This window comes from Achromobacter sp. GbtcB20 (genome assembly GCF_019091095.1).
GTDB classification, from domain to species: domain Bacteria; phylum Pseudomonadota; class Gammaproteobacteria; order Burkholderiales; family Burkholderiaceae_B; genus Achromobacter; species Achromobacter mucicolens.
Window position 1 is genome coordinate 1 of record NZ_JAGXJZ010000557.1, and the last position, 269, is coordinate 269.

The 269-nt window shown below is 70.3% G+C and carries 1 pseudogene; it reads right to left on the bottom strand.

The annotated features are described in order from the left end of the window. Positions 1–269 (bottom strand): annotated as a pseudogene (locus KVT32_RS30210) (pilus assembly protein PilW); the annotation flags it as partial.

Consider the following 269-nt stretch of genomic DNA (forward strand, 5'->3'; position numbering starts at 1 on the left):
GTTGAAACCGTAGGGCACGCGGTCGACGTTCAGGCGCGTGCCGCCGATGTAGTCGCTGGTGACGCGCAGGGTGCCGGTGCCGCTCATCGAGCTGCCCGAGTACAGGCTGATGCGGTCGGGTCCCGTGCCGCCCGATTCGATCACCACCGGCGCCAGCGGGCGCACGGTGGCGCTGGCGCCGCGCGGCGCGCTGGCAAGCGCATAGCCGCCCGTATCGGTAAAGCGCGTGTTACAGCCGATCAGGATCGGGTCGTTCAGGCCGAAGCCGG